General features: G+C 33.0%; 27 protein-coding genes. 25 read left to right on the top strand and 2 right to left on the bottom strand.

Features of this window, described 5'->3' with window-relative positions; translation table 11 throughout:
• Positions 1-8 precede the first annotated feature (8 nt).
• From EL247_RS04535 to EL247_RS04435, 21 genes are all read left to right on the top strand, one after another.
• Positions 9-284, top strand: coding sequence for a DUF6378 domain-containing protein (locus EL247_RS04535; RefSeq protein ID WP_126442072.1), 276 nt, complete (start codon positions 9-11; stop codon positions 282-284).
• Positions 281-1,420, top strand: a complete 1,140-nt coding sequence (locus EL247_RS04530; RefSeq protein WP_054198740.1) for a tyrosine-type recombinase/integrase — start codon at positions 281-283, stop codon at positions 1,418-1,420. Before EL247_RS04535 ends, EL247_RS04530 begins: the two co-directional genes overlap by 4 nt.
• On the top strand, positions 1,417-1,974 hold the full coding sequence (locus tag EL247_RS04525) for a pentapeptide repeat-containing protein (protein ID WP_054198741.1): 558 nt from the start codon (positions 1,417-1,419) through the stop codon (positions 1,972-1,974). The genes EL247_RS04530 and EL247_RS04525 overlap by 4 nt, the downstream gene beginning before the upstream one ends.
• Positions 1,974-2,351, top strand: a complete 378-nt coding sequence (locus EL247_RS04520) for a single-stranded DNA-binding protein (protein WP_054198742.1) — start codon at positions 1,974-1,976, stop codon at positions 2,349-2,351. Before EL247_RS04525 ends, EL247_RS04520 begins: the two co-directional genes overlap by 1 nt.
• A complete protein-coding gene (locus EL247_RS04515) occupies positions 2,351-3,151 on the top strand; it encodes a helix-turn-helix domain-containing protein (protein WP_126442071.1) in 801 nt (266 codons plus the stop codon). The genes EL247_RS04520 and EL247_RS04515 overlap by 1 nt, the downstream gene beginning before the upstream one ends.
• Position 3,152: 1 nt before the next feature.
• Complete coding sequence (locus EL247_RS04510) at positions 3,153-3,515, top strand: hypothetical protein (RefSeq protein ID WP_054198744.1); 363 nt, start codon at positions 3,153-3,155, stop codon at positions 3,513-3,515.
• The gene (locus tag EL247_RS04505) at positions 3,505-3,804 is read left to right on the top strand and encodes a hypothetical protein (protein ID WP_054198745.1); all 300 of its coding nucleotides are present in this window, start codon (positions 3,505-3,507) and stop codon (positions 3,802-3,804) included. The genes EL247_RS04510 and EL247_RS04505 overlap by 11 nt, the downstream gene beginning before the upstream one ends.
• A 52-nt stretch (positions 3,805-3,856) precedes the next feature.
• The gene (locus EL247_RS04500; protein WP_126442070.1) at positions 3,857-4,984 is read left to right on the top strand and encodes an RAD55 family ATPase; all 1,128 of its coding nucleotides are present in this window, start codon (positions 3,857-3,859) and stop codon (positions 4,982-4,984) included.
• Between the two features lie 9 nt (positions 4,985-4,993).
• Complete coding sequence (gene dnaG / locus EL247_RS04495) at positions 4,994-6,562, top strand: DNA primase (protein WP_126442069.1); 1,569 nt, start codon at positions 4,994-4,996, stop codon at positions 6,560-6,562.
• 5 nt (positions 6,563-6,567) lie between these two features.
• On the top strand, positions 6,568-8,127 hold the full coding sequence (locus EL247_RS04490) for a hypothetical protein (RefSeq protein ID WP_054198748.1): 1,560 nt from the start codon (positions 6,568-6,570) through the stop codon (positions 8,125-8,127).
• Positions 8,128-8,396: 269 nt separating this feature from the next.
• Positions 8,397-9,590: a phage capsid family protein gene (locus tag EL247_RS04485; RefSeq protein ID WP_081003251.1), complete on the top strand. Its 1,194-nt coding sequence runs from the start codon at positions 8,397-8,399 to the stop codon at positions 9,588-9,590.
• Between the two features lie 3 nt (positions 9,591-9,593).
• Complete coding sequence (locus EL247_RS04480) at positions 9,594-9,959, top strand: hypothetical protein (protein WP_126442068.1); 366 nt, start codon at positions 9,594-9,596, stop codon at positions 9,957-9,959.
• Between the two features lie 324 nt (positions 9,960-10,283).
• Positions 10,284-11,183 (top strand): hypothetical protein, encoded by a 900-nt coding sequence (locus tag EL247_RS04475; RefSeq protein WP_126442067.1) that lies wholly within the window; start codon positions 10,284-10,286, stop codon positions 11,181-11,183.
• A gap of 1 nt (position 11,184) precedes the next feature.
• Positions 11,185-11,775: a hypothetical protein gene (locus EL247_RS04470; protein WP_126442066.1), complete on the top strand. Its 591-nt coding sequence runs from the start codon at positions 11,185-11,187 to the stop codon at positions 11,773-11,775.
• Positions 11,776-11,784: 9 nt separating this feature from the next.
• Positions 11,785-12,147, top strand: a complete 363-nt coding sequence (locus tag EL247_RS04465) for a hypothetical protein (RefSeq protein ID WP_126442065.1) — start codon at positions 11,785-11,787, stop codon at positions 12,145-12,147.
• A 2-nt stretch (positions 12,148-12,149) separates the two neighbouring features.
• A complete protein-coding gene (locus tag EL247_RS04460) occupies positions 12,150-12,560 on the top strand; it encodes a hypothetical protein (protein WP_126442064.1) in 411 nt (136 codons plus the stop codon).
• Positions 12,553-13,857: a hypothetical protein gene (locus tag EL247_RS04455; RefSeq protein WP_126442063.1), complete on the top strand. Its 1,305-nt coding sequence runs from the start codon at positions 12,553-12,555 to the stop codon at positions 13,855-13,857. The genes EL247_RS04460 and EL247_RS04455 overlap by 8 nt, the downstream gene beginning before the upstream one ends.
• A gap of 111 nt (positions 13,858-13,968) precedes the next feature.
• Positions 13,969-14,700, top strand: coding sequence for a hypothetical protein (locus EL247_RS04450; RefSeq protein ID WP_126442062.1), 732 nt, complete (start codon positions 13,969-13,971; stop codon positions 14,698-14,700).
• A 74-nt stretch (positions 14,701-14,774) separates the two neighbouring features.
• A complete protein-coding gene (locus EL247_RS04445) occupies positions 14,775-15,029 on the top strand; it encodes a hypothetical protein (protein ID WP_054198686.1) in 255 nt (84 codons plus the stop codon).
• Positions 15,030-15,299 carry a type II toxin-antitoxin system RelE/ParE family toxin gene (locus tag EL247_RS04440; protein WP_054198685.1) on the top strand — a complete coding sequence of 90 codons (270 nt, stop codon included), beginning with the start codon at positions 15,030-15,032 and terminating at the stop codon, positions 15,297-15,299. It abuts the gene before it with no gap.
• 19 nt (positions 15,300-15,318) lie between these two features.
• Positions 15,319-15,663, top strand: a complete 345-nt coding sequence (locus tag EL247_RS04435) for a hypothetical protein (protein WP_054198684.1) — start codon at positions 15,319-15,321, stop codon at positions 15,661-15,663.
• Here the strand turns inward: EL247_RS04435 and EL247_RS04430 are convergent, their stop codons facing one another.
• A complete protein-coding gene (locus EL247_RS04430) occupies positions 15,664-16,260 on the bottom strand; it encodes a hypothetical protein (protein WP_054198683.1) in 597 nt (198 codons plus the stop codon).
• 144 nt (positions 16,261-16,404) lie between these two features.
• On the opposite strand from EL247_RS04430, the gene dcm reads away from it, so the two are divergent.
• Positions 16,405-17,334 (top strand): DNA cytosine methyltransferase, encoded by a 930-nt coding sequence (gene dcm, locus EL247_RS04425; RefSeq protein ID WP_126442061.1) that lies wholly within the window; start codon positions 16,405-16,407, stop codon positions 17,332-17,334.
• Positions 17,331-18,212: a group I intron-associated PD-(D/E)XK endonuclease gene (locus tag EL247_RS04420; protein ID WP_126442060.1), complete on the top strand. Its 882-nt coding sequence runs from the start codon at positions 17,331-17,333 to the stop codon at positions 18,210-18,212. The genes dcm and EL247_RS04420 overlap by 4 nt, the downstream gene beginning before the upstream one ends.
• A 140-nt stretch (positions 18,213-18,352) precedes the next feature.
• On the opposite strand, the gene EL247_RS04415 is transcribed toward EL247_RS04420, so the two are convergent.
• Positions 18,353-18,622 (bottom strand): hypothetical protein, encoded by a 270-nt coding sequence (locus tag EL247_RS04415; RefSeq protein WP_126442059.1) that lies wholly within the window; start codon positions 18,620-18,622, stop codon positions 18,353-18,355.
• Between the two features lie 105 nt (positions 18,623-18,727).
• Here EL247_RS04415 and EL247_RS04410 point away from each other — a divergent pair, with 105 nt between their 5' ends.
• Positions 18,728-19,078 (top strand): hypothetical protein, encoded by a 351-nt coding sequence (locus EL247_RS04410; RefSeq protein WP_126442058.1) that lies wholly within the window; start codon positions 18,728-18,730, stop codon positions 19,076-19,078.
• A gap of 352 nt (positions 19,079-19,430) precedes the next feature.
• A complete protein-coding gene (locus tag EL247_RS04405; protein WP_145961918.1) occupies positions 19,431-19,877 on the top strand; it encodes a hypothetical protein in 447 nt (148 codons plus the stop codon).
• The last annotated feature ends 66 nt before the right edge of the window (positions 19,878-19,943 follow it).

Here is a 19,943-nt window from a genome sequence, read left to right as displayed (position 1 = left end):
GATTTAAAGTGAATAGCGAAGTTAAAGAGATTTTGGAACAAAGAGGCGAGAGCTATGGGGATTTCAATGCAGTATCAGGCGATTTTTGGAGAATGGTTGAAATAATACAAAAAGGTGATGCGTGGAATGATCTAGACTATAACGCCAAAACTGCATTAATAATGGTGACTATGAAACTAGCTAGAATAATCAATGGAGGCTTACAAAAAGATAGCCTTTTGGATATACAAGGGTATATCGAATTAATCTTGAAAAATAGCGTAGATATTAAGGAGGCTAAATGAAAAAGAATATTATTAATCGTGGTGGGAGATTGCATATACAAACCACCTATGAAGGAAAAAGATTGAGGTTTAGCACAAAGCTAAAGGATACAAAGGAAAATAGAGAGTATGTGCTAAGAGAATATGAAAAGCTAATCAAAGATCATTTAACACCAAAACAGGAAGTTAAACCTAAAGCAAAAGAAAATTTGGAGGATTTTATTAACAAAATACTAGAAAGAAAAAAAATGACTTTAAAGCCTAGAAGCATTAAATTTTATATGTATTTATTCCAAAAAATTAATGACTTTTTGGGGCATAAAGAGATAAGTAAAATCAATTATGAGGATATTGAGAATTTTTATGGATTTCTCTTAAAGCAGCAATTATCTAAAACAACCATTCAATCTATTGTTTCTTGTCTAAAAGAAGTTCTTGATTTTGCCATCAGAGAGGAAAAAATTGTAAAAAATGTTGTATTTCACAAAAAAATAAATAACCTTGAAGTTAGAGAAAATAAGCCTTTTTGTTTGGAAGAAATGAGGTATTTACTCACTCTAGCAGAAAAATACCCTAAATTTTTTAGTAATTACCTAAAAATAGCATTTTTCACAGGAATGCGAGTAGGGGAAATACTTGCTCTAAAGTGGGAAAATATCGATTTGAAAAATTCTATTATAAAAGTAGAGGGGACAATAGGCTTAAAAGGGGAAATAGGAACTCCCAAAACAAAAAGTTCTAAAAGGGAAGTAGATGTGTTGCCACTTTTAAAGCAAACATTAGAAGAAATGGAAGCACAAAAGCAAGGAAAATTTATCTTTGTTGGCGATTTAAACAACTTGGGATTTAAAATAAGGCTTCTTTGGGCAAAACTTTTAAAAGAAGCAGGGTTTGAGCATAGAAAGCTTTATATAACAAGGCATACTTTTGCATCTATTATGTTAAATGCTGGGGAAGAGCCTTTGTGGGTCAGTAGTCAGCTTGGGCATAAGAATCTAGCAATCACTTATGCTGTATATACCAAATATATGAAAAACCAAAAGAAGCAAAGAGCAGTATTTTTGGAAGAAGCTTTTAATCCCCCTATTAAAGAGATAAATATAAGTGAAAACAAAAAAATAGAGGAAATAGAAGAAAAAGAAAGGGTATTAGAATGAATCTAATTAGCAAAAATGGGCAAAATCTCTATGGGGATTATTCTAAAAGTTTGTATGAAAACTTGAAAATGGCAAAGGCACAAGGAATAAAACTTGATAATTTAGCCCTAAACAATGAAAGTTTAAGGGGTTTGGATTTGGCTTTTTTGAGTTTTGAAGAAAGTGATTTTTTGCATTGTGATTTTAGTGGTGGCAATTTTAATTCTACAAGCTTTAAAAATTCCTGCCTCAATCATTGTAATTTTAGTTATTGTGATTTAAGTGGTGTGGATTTTAGCGGAGCTGATCTGAAATATTGTGTTTTTGTGGGGGCGAATTTGAGCAATGCTATTTTTGATAATGCAAAGCTTAATTTTGTTGTCCCAAATGGAATTGAGATTAAGGGGGTTTTTATTGATGAGTTGCCTGCTATTTGGAATAAAGATAGATTCTTTCTTGGTTGCAAAGAATTTAAGGCAAATAAGCTACATAAATCCCTGCCATTATTGAAAGAAAGGTTGGGGGATAAGGCTTTGGCTTGTTATGAATATTTGGAAAAAATAAAGGAGTTTTAATGGCTGAAATTAATAATGTAGTTTTAAGTGGGAGAATGTCCAAAGATATTGAGATTAGATATATCGAGGATAAAATTGTGGGAAATTTTAGTCTTGCCTTGAATGAAACCTATACTGATAGTTCTAAAACTAAAATAGAAAAAGTCCATTTCTTTGAATGTGTCGCATTTGGCAAAAGCGTAGAGCTTATCTCTCAATATTGTAAAAAAGGAGATAGCATTATCATTAGCGGTAAGCTTACTCAAAATCAATATAGAGATAAAAATAACTCTTTGAAATCAAAAATAAAAGTTTTTGTAGAAACTTTTAAACTAATGCCAACAAAAAAACAATCCCCAAACTTACAACCACAAATCATTTATGAAGGAGATTATTAATGATTACACTAAATAAAGAAGCACCACAAAGCAAATTCACACTCATTAAAAACGCATTCCATACTGATTATGATCTAAGTGATGGAGCATTTAGGCTACTCTTTCATCTTATGAGCTTACCTAATGATTGGGAAATCAATTGGGAGCAAATTGCCAAAACGCTTAAAATCTCTTTGGCTACTTTAAAAAGGAGAAAAAAAGAATTAATCGATAAAAATATCCTGCAACGACAAAGAGAAGTAGTTCAAAACAAACTCGCTAACCATCAACAATATTTTATTAACAATCAAGCAGAAGTAGAAAAAGTAGAAGATATTTCAAAAGCTAAAACAAATGAGGTTTTAATTCATTCCAAAAATGAGAAGCTCAAAAATGACAGGGTCAAAAATGAGACTCCCTATAATAATAATACAAATACTGAATCTACAAATACTAAAAAATATTATTTAGGCGAGTATTTTGATATTAAAAAGTTGTTTGCCTTAAATATCCCTTCTTTAAAAGAGCAGAAGGATTTTAAATACCAAAAAAAATTAGAAAATTTAGATGAGTATTTTAATGATGAGGAAATACCCCTTGTGAGTGAATGGGTGGCACACAAAAGGAGGTTTAAAGTGAGCCAAAAGAGGATTTTAGATGAGCTTTTGAGAGCAAAGAAGGCTGGGAATTTGATACAAAGCATCAATTATAGCTTAAATAATGGATATAGGGGGCTATTCCCACCAAAAGAAAGCTTTAAAACAAATGCACAAAATGCAAGAATCTCAAGAGAACGAATAATGGAGATTTGGGAGAGTTAAAATGGAGCTTAATGAGATGTTTTTAGAAGTAATAGAAAATCAAAATGGCTACTGGACAGATTTTACAATAGCTCAATTAAAAGAGTTATTTGCTTTGGAAGCTCCCATTTATAAGAATGTTTTGGAGAATCTTTTTGTGGATAGAGATAACCGCTACAAATCAAAAAGGAAATATGATATTTCCGATTTTTTATATTATTTTTGGGTGGTTTTAAGAGAGGATTTGCAAGAAAAAGCCAAAAGAACAAAAATCAGAGATTACAAAGGCACTAGAGTTGCAGAGCTATCAGAGATTAAGGCTAGAATGCTTGTAGAGATAAACAAAAAGCTACCTAAATGGGCAAGGAGCTATGATGCACTATAAACGAAAAACAAGAATCAAAATACATTCCCCTAGCTTTTATTTGGGAGAGGAGATGTTAGAAAAAATTAATTTCATCGCAGAATTTGATTCCCAAAGTAGAAGCGTTATTGTGCTTAGAGCTTTGGAATACACATTCAATAAAAATTGGGAAAGGAGTAAAAATGTGTATAAAAAAAAGAAAAAAGTTCCTTTTGAGAAAAAACACCTTAAAAAAATTGAATCAACAAACAAAGAAAATCAAAATGAGCAAAAATCACTTTTTGAATTTGAGTTTGCAAACTGCCATTGATAAATATAGGTATGAAAACTTGTTTTTTTATAGTTATTTATAGGGGTGTGAGATGGAAATTGAAAGAGAAGTATTGTTTAGTATGTTACATTATCCAAAAGATATTGAGGAGTTTTTAAGCAAGGTTAAGATGACGACTTTTTCTAAAAATGGGCTAGAAATTTTGAATTTGATTATAGCTCTAAAAGAAAAAAATACTCTTAACTTCAATGCTTTGGCGGCAAATTTGAGTGAAAATTTCAAAAGAAGCGAGTATTTTGGGGCTTTTGTATTGTGTGAGGCAAATCCAAACTATCTTAGCTTTGTGGATATTTTTAACAAAAAATATGTGCTTAGAATGCAAAGGGTGATTGCTAATAATCTCATAAAAGCAAGCGATGAAAATGTGATTTTGGATATTGAATATCTAAAAAAAGAATTAGAAGTGCAAAAAGATGGGTTTAAAAATCTCGTGAAATGGAGTGAATATTACCGCACAAAGCCCCAAAGCAAAATTTATAAAACAAATATTCCATTTATAGATAATTGCTTTGAGGGGGGATTTGAGCTTGGGCAATTAATGCTTATATCGGGTGACCCTGATAGTGGTAAAACAATGCTTGGATTACAAATACTAGAAAATTTAAGCAAAATTACACGAGTGTGTTTTTTTAGCTTTGAGTTTCCTATCGAACACTATTTGAAGCGAAGAGATGAGAGGAGCAGTAGTTTAAATGCAGAGAACTTCTTCATTATTGATGAGGGATTTGATATTAATGAAGTGGCAAATAATATCAAAGATCTTTATAAGCAAAAAGGCGTGAAATTCTTTTTGATTGATTCTCAAATGCGACTTACCACTCCACAAGCTAGAGCTGGAGAGGAGGAAGAGAGTTTGAAATTTAGCATTTTGGCTAGACTTTGTCATCATCTAAATATTTTTATTTTGTTTATTATTCAAACTTCAAAAAGTGATGAAGATACTCCGCTTGGAAGCAAAAAGGGGGCACACGAAGCAAGTATTATCGTGCGACTTAAAAGGGATAAAAACAAAGAAGAAGAACGAACAATAGTGGTTAAGAAAAACAAGCAGACAGGGAAGCATTATAAAAGCGAGATTCTCTTTTGCACAAAAGAGCTTAGATTTTATGAACCACAAGAAAAAGAATTGGAAATTATTTATGAAATGCCAAATGTATAAAGGATAAAAATGATTAGCAATGTATCACAAATCAAAGAAAGAGCAGATATTATAGAAGTTATAGGGAATTTCATACCGCTTAAAAAAGCAGGAGTAAATTATATTGCTAGTTGCCCTTTTCATACTGAAAAAAGTGGTAGTTTTGTGGTCAGTCCCAAAAAACAAATTTATCATTGTTTTGGTTGTGGGGTGAGTGGAGATGTTTTTAAATTTTTGCAAGAATACAAGAAACTAAGTTTTGAAGAATCTGTGATAGAAGTGGCTAACCTCTCTAATGTAGCAATAATGCAAGATAGTAGAGGTAAAGAGAGATTTTTGTATTTGGAAGCCTTAGAAAAATGCCATAAGTTATTTTTGGAATCTCTAATGGGGGAAGTAAAGGTGGTAAATTATCTAAAAAATAGGGGTTTAAATGAAGAAGATTTTGAAAAATATAGCATAGGTTATGCTCCACCTTCATTGCCGCAAAATTATTTCACATTAGAAGAAATAGAGATTTTAAAAGAACTTGGAGTTTTATTTAGCAATAATGTGTTTGCCCTGCACCATAGAATTACTTTTGCACTAAGGGATTATGCCCATAAGATTGTGGGTTTTTCTGGAAGGGTGCAGCCTTATTATAATTTCAAAAATAATGCTAAATATATTAATTCAAAAGAATCTAAGATATTTGCTAAAAGGCATATTCTCTATAATCTAAGCAACGCAAAAACAGAAATTCAAAAGTCAAACAAAGTTTATGTATGTGAGGGGTTTTTAGATGTGGTGGCTCTTAGCAAAATGGGCTTTAAAAATGCAGTAGCAACTTGTGGCACTGCATTTAGTAATGAAAGTGTAGCAAGTTTCAATAAACTTAAAAATGAAATAGAGTTTGTTTTGTGCTTTGATAATGACAAGGCAGGAATTTTGGCAAATATTAGAGCTTATGAGATACTTTTTAAAAATGGATTTTATGGTAGCAAAATTGCCATTTTGAAAAATGAGGCTAAAGATATAGGGGAGGTTTTAGAAAGGGGGCAAGAGCTTAATTTAAAAGAGGTGAGCGGGTTTAAATACTATGTGAGATATTATTTTAAAGAAGCCAAAACCCCAAAAGCAAAAGATGAATTTCTAAAATCTCTCAAAGAAAAAATACTAAGTATAAATGAGTATTTTGCAAAAGAGGAGTTAATCAAACAAGCCTGTGAGGCTTTGAATATCCCTAAAGAATATTTCCTTCAAGATAAAATCAACACTCAAACACAAGGGCAAAAACTACCTTTGATGATTTTAAAAAGTATCTTAGAAGATAAAGATATTATGGAATTGTGTGTAAATTACCTAGAAGGTGATGAGTTTGGAAGTCTTAAAGGGGTGTTTTTGGATATTATCAAAGGAGTGCAAAGTAAGGAAGTCATTGAGATTCTTTTAAAAGAAGAAATAGAAAGGATACCTTATGCAAAGATGAAAGAAAGTATTAAAGCATTAGTTACTAGCTATCTTAATTATGAAATCAAAAAGGCAAATTCTAAGGGGGATATGGAAGCTATTGTGCTATTAACTCAAAGAAAAATAATGATCAATTCATTGGAGGGATAAGTAAAATGGACAAAAAAGCACAAATGGAATTGGCATTAAGAGAAAAGGCAAGAAGGGATTTTAAAACATTTTTGTATCTCAAATGGCAGAGGTATGATAAAAAGGATTTTTTGCATAATTGGCATTTTGAATATTTAACAAATATTCTAATCCATACTATTCCTAAATATTGTGAGGAAAACAATGAGCCACTACTTAGGCGGATAATGCTAAATATGCCCCCAAGTTATGGCAAAACAGAAACACTAGCTAGGGCTTTTATACCCTATGCTTTGGGGCTTGATAGAAGTAGGAAGTTTATGTATGTTTCTTATAGCGATGATTTGTGCAAACGAATAAGTAATGAAGTAAGGGATTTAATCAAAAGCCCTTTTTGGGAGAGTGTTTTTAAGAAGAAAGCCACTTTCTTACAAGATAATAATCAAGAGTTTATTTTAAAAGAAGGGGGAGGTTGTTTTTTTACTACCCTAAAGAGTGCTATTACAGGTTTTCACGCTCATTGTATTTTGATTGATGATCCTATCAAAGTGAGTGAGATGAACTCAAAGAGTGCAAGAGATATGGTAAATAACAACTTCACAGGAAGCGTGTTATCAAGGTTAAAAGATAATCAATCAAGTATTATTATTCTTATGCAAAGGCTTGGAGATGAGGATTTATGCGGATTTTTGCTAAATCCTAGAAATGTGCCACAAGAAACAATCAATCAATGGAAAATCATAAAACTTCAAGCCCTAAACAAAGAAAAAGAGACTTATAAAATAGGGAATTTTTGTTACCAAAGGGAGGCAGGAGAACCTCTTTTTATGGGGCGACATAATTTGGAGGAATTAGAAAATCTAAAGAATGAAATGGGGGAAGATGATTTTAGCACACAAATGCAGCAAGAACCACAAGCAAGTGAAACAGGATTTTTTGAGGTCGATAATTTTACAAGTTTGCCTAGCTATGAAATGGGAGAATGCAGAGATTATATCTTAGTAGATACTGCAGAATCTCTAAGTGCAAAGGCAGATGATAGAGCTATCACTGCTGTGGGAGTGGATATGTGGAAAAATCTCCCTAGATATATTCTCAAAGATTGCTATGCAGGGGTATTTGATGAGGAAGTATTGTGTGAGAAAATCATAGAAGTAATGCTAAAATATCCTAATGCCCCAGCTTATATTGAAGGGACAGGGGGAGGATTGATTGTTGCTAGAATTTTGGCTAAAAAGATACTAGAAACCAATCTTAAACTAAAAACACAAGGGAAAAATATCATCATTAATGAAATTAAAACCTATCCAACTATCAAAAATATTTCTAAAATGCAAAAAATAAGTGCGATTAAGCCTTATTTGAATACGGGGCATTTGAGGTATTTAAGCACAGCAAGTGGGGTAGATAAACTAAAAAAGCAAATGGGGAGCTTTAATCCGCAAAAACCGCATAGAAAGAACGATTGCCTTGATACTTTAGCAACAGCGGTGTATTTGAGTGAAATTACCCCTGCTTATACAACTGCAAATAATAGCTACAAAGAGAATAGGAGATTATCTACTAAGAGAACTTGGCGAATATGAAAATTCGCATTCAAGATACCTAGCAAGTGATTTTAAAAATTTTGGGAGGCACATACCTAAGTATGCTAACCTCCCCAAATTTGTAAAAAACAATTACCATACACCGCAACTGCTAGAATTTGGGGGAATGTTTAGGAACTAGAGAATCCTAAAACCAAAAGTAAGTTGGTTTTCACTCAAAAAACCTTTTTTAAAAGCATTTTTTTAACCCTTTTTTTAAAAAATAAATCTCATTAAACTTTTCTCCAAATTTTAACAGGAGTAAAGGAATGAGCGTTGATTTAAATGGAATCAAATTAAATGAATGGAGAGATAATCCAAATGTAAGTGTCCAAATTGCTGAACGAATAGAAAAATCAGTATGGGAGGAATCTTTGTGGGATACCCTTATTGGAACAGGAGAGAATAGAGGACTTAGGGTATATCGCTTAAGTGGAGAAAAAGCATTAGAGCCTTATCGCCCTAGATTAAAAGGAGCATTGCTAGGAGATGGTGTAAAAGGAAATGCGGATTTTGATACTAATTATGATAAATTAACTATCTATTCACAAACTGCATATCCTGAAGTGATTGGAAATTCGTTGAAGTCAGCCCACAAACTAGAGCATATTATCACACAAGTAGATTTTTTAAAAGAAAGTGTTGATTCTTTGCAAAGTTGGATAAAAGATAGGCGAGATAGAATCTTAGTTGCTTCTTTGAGTAATGATTTTACAAATTGTGTAGTTTGTGATAGTGCTAATGGATACAAAGATACAAGCAGTGAAACAAGCACAACAGAGGCTGCTAAAAAAATCTCTAAAGGGGATATTTTAAATGTAAAAGCTATCCGCAGAGCTATTTATATGGCAAAAAGGGGTATGGGCTATAATGGAGCTGAAAAATTCCCTATTAAGCCATTAAAAATAACAAAAAAATCACTTAATGGAGTGATGACGCAGGTTTATAGCTATGTAATTTTGGTGGATAGTATTGGTGCAGAGCAATTAAGAAATGATCCTGAATGGATTGAACTACAAAAAATGGACAAAAGAGGAATGGACAATAATCTCTTTAGCGGATTTTTGGGTGTGGTAGATAATTGCCCTGTAATTGATATGAATACTTGGAGCGAGTTTCAACCTGGACTTTTGAATTCTGAAGTAAGCGATAGTGAATATGCAAAGTTTTTGAATCTTAAAAATCTCAATAATGGTGTGGTAACTCCGCCAAGTAGCTATGCAAATAGCCAACCTGTATGTATGGGGGCTTTAATTGGGGCATCTGCTTTGGTTTTTGTGGGACAAAAAAAGCCTACAATTTATATTGATGATACACAAGATGCGGGGAGAAAGATGGTAGTTGGAATTGATAGGATTATGACGATTGCTAAGGGTAGGTATATCAATGATGAAGAGCCTAATAGCCCTTACCATAATACCGATTTTGCAACTATTGGAATTTTTTATTCTAAGGAGGACTAAAGAATGAGACAATTTGTGCATAATGTAAGTTATTTGGCTGTTTATAGTGTGGAATTTGCTGCTTCGCAAGGAAAAACAACCTTTGAGGCGGTTGCATTGCCTTTTGGGGCAGAAGTAGTTAATGTTAATTTAAATGTTGATGAGGCAAGTGATGTAGGTGTAACTTGCGATGTGGGATTAAATGAGGATAAGGAAAAATTCTTAAATGATATTCCACTAGATAGCAAAGCCCCTCATACTTCCGCACAAAATTTGAATGTGGCTTCAAGAGGGAGTGTGAATCTAACTCTAAGTGGTGCTGCGACAAAAGGAAAAGTAACTCTTAGAGTGATGTATTTCCTACCAAGCACAATCAAAACAGAGTATTAAATTCGCATTCAAGATGCCTAGTAAATGATTTTACAAATTTCTCGGAGGTCGCAACCGCTATGGTTAGACTCCCCCCGAAAATTTGTAAAAAACAATCACTATACACCGCAATTGCTAGAATTTGGTATTTAGGGCTGGTAAGGTTTAATTAGTTGGGTTGCCTATCTCAAATTAAGCTACATATTGCTTATTTTAGAGTTTGTTTTAAGTTTTATTTTATGTAGTTGGCGGTGGTGGTGTGTAGCTTAATTTGAGATAGGAAAAAGGCGGTGGAATCTAAAAGCATTTTAGATTCTAATTGGAATTTACGCTAAAGGAGTTAAAATGTTGCTTTTAGAAAAACTGAATGAATTTCATACTAACTATGAATCTCTTATTGCATTAAAAAAAGAGATTGAAACAATGCTTAGTGATGAAAATCTAAAAAGCAAAATGCAAACTTCTTTTGAAACTTTAAAGAGAGATTTGGAAAACTCTCTTAGCTCTACTTTAGAAACAAAAGGCGATGAGCATTTAAAAGAAACAATGCAAAGTGCTTTGGCTAAAGTTAATGAACTTGTGATAGATAATTTAGATGAAACTGCTTCTAAAGTGGCTCTTAATCTAAATCTTGAGAGCATTTCTAAGAGTGTTGCAAAAGATTTTTTAAAAGAAAATGAAAATAATTTTGAAAAAGTTTTGTGCGAGGTTTTGGAACAAGATACACAAATGCAAACATTAATCGCCGCAAAAAAAGAAGAAGTTACAAACGCTGCCCAAGACTTCTTAAACCTCCTTTCAAAGATTGATGCAAAAAGGGAGTTCCAAAACCTCACACAAGACTTTTTGGAAGATAATAAAGCGGAAGTTTTAGAGTTTAGCGATACAAGTGCGATTTTGGAATATATCAAAACTTCTAGGGAGTTAAAGGAAATCATCAAATTTGCCTCTAAAGAAGCAACAACCCAGATGATTAGTTTTGAAAATATTCAAGATTTTATTATAGAAGCGTTGAAAAATAAAGGGGAAGAAGTCTTTAAGGATGTGGCAGATTTGCAAAGTTTAAAAGAAATGCGTTTTGAGGCTTCTTTGCATTTACAAGCAATAGCCTTGCAAAGCGAACTTCACAATATCCAAAAAGCATTGAATGCTTTAGCAGATGTTGCCATTGCTAAAAAGCGTTTGGAAATGTTGCAAAAATATCCAAATACTGAAAGCTTCCATAAATCTTTTGCGGTGATTTAAAATGAAAGTTTATGATGTTCTTTTGCTTCTTAGATCTAGGCTTAGAGATGAAAATTATAATGAGCTTAGATTTAGCAATAATGAATTAATAGATTATTTAGAGCAAATGCAAAATAAAGTCATTAGTGAATTTGGGCTAAATTTGCAAGAGTTTGTGTTTGATGTGGGGCAAGTGGAGTTAGAATTGCCTAGCGAATGTTTGTATTTTTATCTAGCAAAATGTGGAAAAAGCAAGATTCCACTAAAAACTTATCAAGAGTATTTGGAAAATGAAAATGAGCTTTGTATCTATGCTAGAAGTCTAGTCAAATATTGCTTAAGCCTCAAGGTAGGACAAAAAGTAAAAGTGTATTTAGCTTTGAGCTGTAAGCTAAGTGATGAAAATGATGATTTAAGCATAGAGAGTGTTTTTGTGAATTATTTGGTCTTAAAAGTGATGAAGAATATATTGCTCACTGAAACAAATCTCAATAATCTCCAAAAAATAGAGCTCTATGATGCTTTAATCAAGCAAGAGAGAAATGATTTGATTGCACTTTTAAATAGAGCAAGAGAGAAAAGAAGCTTTGTAACAAAATATATTAAGGTATAAGGAGAAAAAATGAGTCTAGAATTGTTTAATCAAAATCCAAATATGATTTATGGAATAGATTTAGGCACAGGAGCTGGAGAAAATATTTCAAGTCTAAATATGCTTGGAAACAATGGAGGAAGCTCAGGTATGCTAGATAGTCTAGGGGGACTTGGTGGAATTGGAGCAGGAATCAATGGAATTGCTAACCTAGTAGGCGGTATTGGTGGGATAGTCAATGCTAGAAAACAGCTCAAAGAACAAAAAAGGGCAATTGACTTAATGCAAAATCAATATAATATTGAAAACCAGCGTTACAACGAAAGAATGGCAATTCACGATAAAGCAGCTAATGCGATTAATGATAGTGCGGATTATTTTAACAGAGATTAAAAATGAGAAGTTTTAATTATCCATTAGATGCTAATGACTGCTTCTTATGTGATAGATATGGGAATAAAAGAGGCAGTTTTGGGCTAAAAAAGGGGGAAAATACATTACCCTTGAGTAATCAATTGTATTATAAAGATAGCTTTGGGAATGTGTTTTATCTCTATGATGGAGAGGGGGTATTGGAGTGGGAAGATACATTGCAATATTTAGATTTTAGCACCCTTTTGGTGCGTGATCTGGATTATTTTTTGTGTTATTTAAAATACCATTGCAATACAATGCCCAATACAAAAAAACAAATTGAACAATTTTTGAAAGTTTATGACAAAAACATACAAAAAGGAGTGGTTTATCTAGCTCCAAATGGTTTTTTGGAAGTAGAATATAAACTAATAGGAGGTTGCAATGGCTAGATTACCTATTGAAACAGGGAGCAATACAGCAAGGAATTTATCTTATTTTCTTTTTAATTTGGGAGATACAAGAGATAAGGGATTAAATGCCCTAACTAATGGGCTTAGTGGGTTAGGGAATACAATTAGTGATTATTATAAAACTCAAAGGGCATTTGATGAAGCGGCAAAAGAAAGACAAAGAGCGGAAAATTTGCAAATTCAAAAAATGCAACAAGATGAGGCATATAGACAAGCAGATCTGAATCTCAAAAAAGAGAATTTGGAGTTTGAAAAATACAAATACAACAATCCAAAGCCTAGAGAGATGAGTGTGGAAGATAGATTGTTACTCAATGCTATGGATAATTTTAACAATTATAATCCAAATGCAGTTTCCAATGTAAGCCTAGAGCCTAATCTACAAATGCCACAACAAATGCCACAACAAATGCCACAACAACAAAGCAATGTAGAGACAATTAAACCTAGCAATCTAAGAAATGCACAGCTCTCACAATTTTTTAAAGATAATTCACAAGAGATTCAAAGTATCCCCCAAGCCACAAATGCAAAGGCACAAAGTCCTTTAATTAATACTGCTGCGGTGCAAGATAGTGCAAGGCTAAATACAGGGATTGCGTATTTTGATAATAAAGAGAAGCTAAGTTTTGGCGATTATCTTTTGGCAAAAAGAATGGGAGTAGATTTGGGAAAAGCAAGAGGGGATTTGAATATTAAAAAGCAAGATGTAGGGAAAAGCATTGAAAAGGCAAATGATAATCTAGTAGCTCTCAAATCAACAAGCAACCTAATCCTTGATACAAAAGAGCAAGCTGGGGTTATCAATGGGCTTGTTAGAGGACTGCATAATTTTACAGGAGGTTTGACGCCCTTAAATGGAGAGTTGGCTAGATACAATTCAAGAGATTTAGCAAATGTAAAAAATCTAGCACAAAGTGATGCAGCTGGCAAGGCGACTAATCAAGATAAAAAAGATGCAAAAGAGATTTATGGGACAAAGCTTAGAAATCCACAAGAACAAAGGGACACTCTAAGTGGAGCGTTAGAATCCACGCTTTATAACTTAGAAGGAAATATAAGAAATATTCAAAATAAAGGTGGAGAACTTCCTAAGGGAATGTATGAAATGTATTTGATGTATAAAGATTTTGATGCTTATCTTAGGCAATCACAAAAAACAGGGAATTTTAGCTGGAGCAGATTAGAAAATATGGCAAAATACATAGAAAATAGCAATAATGGAGTAAATTTTGATTATAAGCAGTGGGCAAAGATTCGTGGTAATGTGAAGTAAAAAAATGTTAAAATTGTGAAATGAAAAGTGTGCTTTAGTAAAGGCTTGCAATGAAGATAGTTTTACTTTTGGGCAATAAGACTAGCTAAAATTTCAATCAAGGATTTTGCAGTGTTGGGTAGGCTAATTAAAAAGATATTTTTGGTATTCATCACAATAGGGGCGGTTAATGTATGGGCTAGCGTAAATGGAATTTCTCTTTATGATAGATATGAGCTATGGGCTAGCATAAATGGAACTTCTCTTTATGATAAGAATAGATATGAGCTAATAGACTACATTGTTGAAAATGAAATGCTACTTGTTATAACAAGCAATTTGATAATGCAGACTAAAGAATCTAGCTGGCGGGATAGTATTAAGATTTTTATGGATAATATTGGGGTTTGGGGAATGGGGTCTAGGTTGATTAGATATAAGATTATGGATTCTTTCTTAGTAAGAGAATTTATCTCAAGGGCAGGCTACCATCCAACAGACAAAGAAAAAAGAGATGCAAGAGAAGTTTATAGCACTTTTGGGAAAACAAGAAGTGTTCAAATAGCTATACTTGGTGTAATTTTTGAAGAATTATTGCAAGAGCGGGAGCAGTTATTAGCAGTTTTGGAAGATAATTTAAAAACAGGTGTAAATGCGTTTGATTATGCAGATAGCTTTTATCAATGGGCGGTTATAAGCCTTATATTTTGGGATATGTATGATTACCTTGAAGGACATAGAAAGGATAAACACCCTTTTAGCTATATTCGTTGGCAGAAAATGATAGATTATAGGGAAAATAGTGATTATGGGCGGAAGTTTGATTACAATGAGTGGGCAAAGATTCGTGGTAATGTGAAGTAATACAACAATAAAAACTCTTGCAATGTTTTGATGATTGCTATATAATTATTATTAGTAAAAATTAAGGGAATGCTATGGAAATCACATTGCACATAACAAATGCTGATAATAAAATGCTTGAAGCTTTAAAAAGTGTGGTGAATTTATACCCACAAGCCCAATTACAAATCCAAAAAAAGCAAGAATTTACTCAAAATGGCTACACAAAAGAGTTTGAGCAAGAAATTTTAGAGGATTTAAAAGAAATTCAAACGCAGAAAAAAGCAGGGGTTTTTAAGACTTATGAGAATGTAAGAGAGGCTTTTGCCTTTGAAGGTTTGATAAAATAGATGTATAAACTTCACCTAACAAAACGCTTTGTGAAAGATGCTAAAAAGCTTAAACCCAAAGACATAGAACATACAATGGAAGTTTTAGAAAAACTATGTAAAAACCAAACGCTAGAAGCAAAGTATAAAGATCACGCACTAAGTGGGGATTTACAAGGGGCTAGAGATTGCCATATTAAGCCTGATTTGGTGCTAATTTATAAGCGTGATAAAGAGGTTTTAGAATTAATTGCTTTGCGTGTGGGGAAACATAGCAAGGTATTGGAATAAAAACAAACAAGGAAAGAGGATGAAAAAGATTGTTTTTGTTTTTTTGGTTTTGGTAAGTGGAGTATTTGGAGAAAGTAGATTTTATGATGGGGATTCTACTTTTAAAAGTGGAAATATGTATTTTCACGATGATGGGGAGATGAATTATAGAAATGGGGATACGCTTTTTTTGGATAATGGTGATAGGATAGAAAAAAGAGGGGATAGCTATTATAATAGTAATGGAGAATCTACCACAAAAAGGGGTAATACCTATTTTCACGATAATGGAGGTATGAGCTGGGATTTGGGCGGTGGAAATATGATACATAGCGATGAGGAGAGCCAAAGGAGAATGGAGGATTTAAGGGATTTTGAGTGGTAATCACTCACCTTTTAGGATTCTTTCTAGTTCTTCGTTGCTTAATTCCTCATAATTGATACTTTCTTTTTCGTCTTTTGGGACATAGTTTTTGCCAAAAGAGCTATCTTTTAAGTCTAAAAATATTTTTTGCACCTTTTCTGCTGCTGCAATAATAGTTGGATCAGCTTGATGAGCTTTGGCTAATTTTAACATTTTTAAAAGCTCGTTTCTCGCAATTACTGCACTTAGAGCGATGTTTTTTTGGATGTAATTTAGATTGATAGCGTTTGTTAGGATTTTGTCAGTGGAATCTTCTAAGATATTGTTTAAAATCATCTCATCAACCAAAAAGGCATCATCGCCTAAATTGCGTTTGATTTGGTTTTTGGTATCATTGGCAATGACTTGCATAACGCTGCCAAATTCCTTTTTAACAATATCTTTTTGGAGATGTTGTTCAGCAATCCCTGCAATAGCACTCCCTGCTTCCCATTTTTCAGTTGCTACCCAATGAGCAAAAGTGCGATAGGGGATATTGAATTTGCTTGCAACTTCTTTGATACTTTCATTGTGTGAGAGGAAGTAGATTTTTGCCTCATTTTTTTGGTTTAAAGCCATTTTGACCCTTTAATTTTTGTAGAGATTTTAACAAAATACAAGAAAAAAAATAAGGATTAAAAATGTTTTAATTGGTAATTGCATTGGGCGTCTAAGCATAATGTTAGACAAAATATATTAGAATGCTATCAAAGGAGAGTTGCAATGCAGTTAGGAAGTTTGTTTGCTGGAATTGGTGGTATAGAGCTTGGATTCCAAAAAGCAGGAATAAAAACAAGCTGGGCTATCGAGTTGGATTCTAAGGCTTGCGAAACTTACAGGGCAAATCATCATCATACTATTATCAATGAGGATATTACACGCACAGATTTAGAGAGCTTAGCACCTATTGAGATTCTTGTAGCTGGTTTTCCTTGCCAAGCTTTTAGCATAGCTGGATACCGCAAAGGTTTTAACGATGAGAGAGGAAATGTATTTTTTGCTATTTTACGCTATCTAAAATACTTTACACCTAAAATAGTATTTTTAGAAAATGTCAAAAATCTTGTAGCACACGATAATGGCAAAACTTTTGACACTATACAAAAAGAGCTGAAAAACTTAGGGTATTATCTAAAATTTAAAATTTTAAATACTTGCGAATATGCAAACATTCCACAAAATAGAGAAAGAGTATATATCGTAGGATTTTTGGATAAACAAATGTGTGAAAGATTTGAATTTCCGAGTCCTAAAAAACTCACAAAAACAATACAAGATTTAATCGACAAAGAAGCAAATGAAGAGTTTTATTATAAAAAAACAAAGTATTATGCAGAGCTTAAAAAAACTATGCAAAACAAAAATACTCTCTATCAATGGAGAAGACATTATGTCAGAGAAAACAAAAGCAATCTATGCCCCACTTTGACTGCAAATATGGGGACAGGAGGGCATAATGTGCCTTTGGTAATTGATTCTAAAGATATACGAAAACTCACACCTAGAGAGTGTGCGAGGTTTCAAGGGTTTGAGGATAGTTTTGTGCTACCACCCAATCTTTCTAATGCAACACTTTATAAGCAAATAGGCAATAGCGTAAGTGTAGGGGTAGTAGCAAATATCGCCAAAAATATCAAAAAAGTAATGCAATGATTGAGTTTATCAGAGAAAATATAAAGGATTTTAATACCTCTCCCAACACTTTTAAAACAAATCGTCCAAACACCACAGAAATCAAAGAATTTCTTAGACAAAGGTTTATCCGAAAACTACAAGATGAGAATTTTAAGCACAGAATCTTAGAGGAATTTGCTAACCAAAACTACAAAAAATCAAGCATTGAAATAATAGCCAACAAAGAAATGCTTTATAAAAACGATGTAGAGCTACTTATCCAAACAGAAATTTTTATGCAAATCTCAAGGCGGATAAATCAAACAGAGCTTAGGAATTTTACACTGGAATATATAGAAAAACTTATTGACAATAAGCCGATGTTTAGATTTATCCAAAATAAGCTTTCTAAGATTCTGCAAAAAGCCCTTTTTGTCGCTTCTATCGATGGTTTTTCTAGTAATGTTTTGCATATTAATGCAGGGATTATGACTGCCAATGCTGGAGATTCTGCACAATTTTTGTTTATTGCAAGAGCTATTTTGGCGGGATTTAACGCATCAAATGTAGATGTGCGTAGTTCAAGGTATGATGCTATCGTAGATTATGAAAATACATTATTGCGAGTGCAGATAAAAGGCATTAGTGATAACAAAATTAGCTTTAAAGATAGAGATAGAGGCGGACAAGGAATAGATTATACGCACGCAAGAAATAGGGGCAAAAGGATTACTTCCGAAGATTGTGATATATTTGTAGCAGTGGATAAGCAAGTAGGGATTTGTTATCTTATACCTATGAGTTATGTGGATAAACTAAGTGATGAGGAAGTGAAAGCCATCAATGTTGAGAATTTAAAAGATTACAAGGAGAATTGGGGGATTATAGCACAAGTTGCAGAGAGTAAGGGAGGCTAGTAGAAATTCCGACAATCCTATACTTTTTAAGGCTTTATATTCACAAGCTGGAGTTTTATCAAGTGGGATTTGGGATTGGCGTTGATTGCAGTCAATAATGTTGGAAGTGCAAGTTGCTATCTTACTTTTAGCAAACAAGGCTATTCCTTTAGGGCTAAATTGCGTTTGATTTGGTTTTTGGTATCATTGGCAATGACTTGCATAACGCTGCCAAATTCCTTTTTAACAATATCTTTTTGGAGATGTTGTTCAGCAATCCCTGCAATAGCACTCCCTGCTTCCCATTTTTCAGTTGCTACCCAATGAGCAAAAGTGCGATAGGGGATATTGAATTTGCTTGCAACTTCTTTGATACTTTCATTGTGTGAGAGGAAGTAGATTTTTGCCTCATTTTTTTGGTTTAAAGCCATTTTAACCCTTTAATTTTTGTAGAGATTTTAACAAAATACAAGAAAAAAAATAAGGATTAAAAATGTTTATGTTATGTGGGGGGGGGGGGGCTTCAATATGTAGATATGGAAGCTGTGAAGAATAGTTGTTATGGGTTTTTAGGAGAATACACAGTTACAAAAAGTGTATATCCCCAAAGTGGCACCATAAATTTTAAAAAGAAAATTGTAGTTTATGACTATGTCCATTTTTTAAAAACAGGGGAGAATAAAATATCTGAAGGTTGGAAAATATATTCGGAATATGGAGGGATACTAACTCTTTTAAAATATAATTATTCTTTTAGAGCTAGATACGAGTATGTAGAGCAAATACAGAATCATATGCCAACGCAACAGAAGATTGTAGAGCCAATAATAATGGATGATAATCCACAGCTTTATGAAGAACTTAAACAAAATGCAAGTTGGCTTTGAGAGGAGAAGTATCAACTAAAGAGGGAGATACTTACCCCAAAGGGGCTAGGGAAACCCTAGAAGCACTTGCTAAATATTATACAAAGTAGTATAATAATATGCAAGATACTTTTAAGTATCTTATTTGACTTCATATTTCTCCTTTCTGTGCGAATTGGAGATTACAAAGCCAAAGAGGTTGCTGGTAAAATCCCTCTTTGGTTTGCAACCTCAAAAAGATTCTGCAATAAAACACTTAAGAAAAATCGTGCAATCATTAAAAAAAAATAGAAAAATCTGTTTATTAACCCTTTTATTGTTAAGTCTATTTTGACAAAATAAACAAAAAATAAGGAGTAAAGATGTTTATGTTATGTGGGGGGGGGGGCTAGTATATGTAGATATGGAAGCTGTGAAGAATAGTTGTTATGGGTTTTTGTCAGGATTTAGTTATAACAAACTTACCTTTTTAACTAATCGATTTTTGTGGATACAGGGGGTTGGCTTCACAATCAGTGATTATGTGATTTATCAAAAAAATAAACAACATATAACCTCTAGTGGTTGGCAATGGACAGGATTTGAGGGCGATGCAAACAAAATAACAAGGAATGGAAATGACTTGGCGTTGATTGCAGTCAATAATGTTGGAAGTGCAAGTTGCTATCTTACTTTTAGCAAACAAGGCTATTCCTTTAGGGCTAAATTGCATTTGGAATATAAAGCTTCAAAGTTTAGCTGGAAAATTGAAGAAACTCTAGTGTTGGAGGATAATTATGAGCTTTATAAGGAAATTACTGCAAATGCAAGTTGGCTTTGAGAGCTTTTAACCCTTTTTTGTAAAAGAATAAATCCATAGAATACCCATAAAAAAATGGGAGTTAGA

This window comes from Helicobacter pullorum (assembly GCF_900638355.1).
In the GTDB taxonomy this organism is placed as follows: domain Bacteria; phylum Campylobacterota; class Campylobacteria; order Campylobacterales; family Helicobacteraceae; genus Helicobacter_D; species Helicobacter_D pullorum.
Note: the sequence above shows the minus strand (reverse complement) of the source record. Positions and strands in the feature narration are given on the sequence as shown.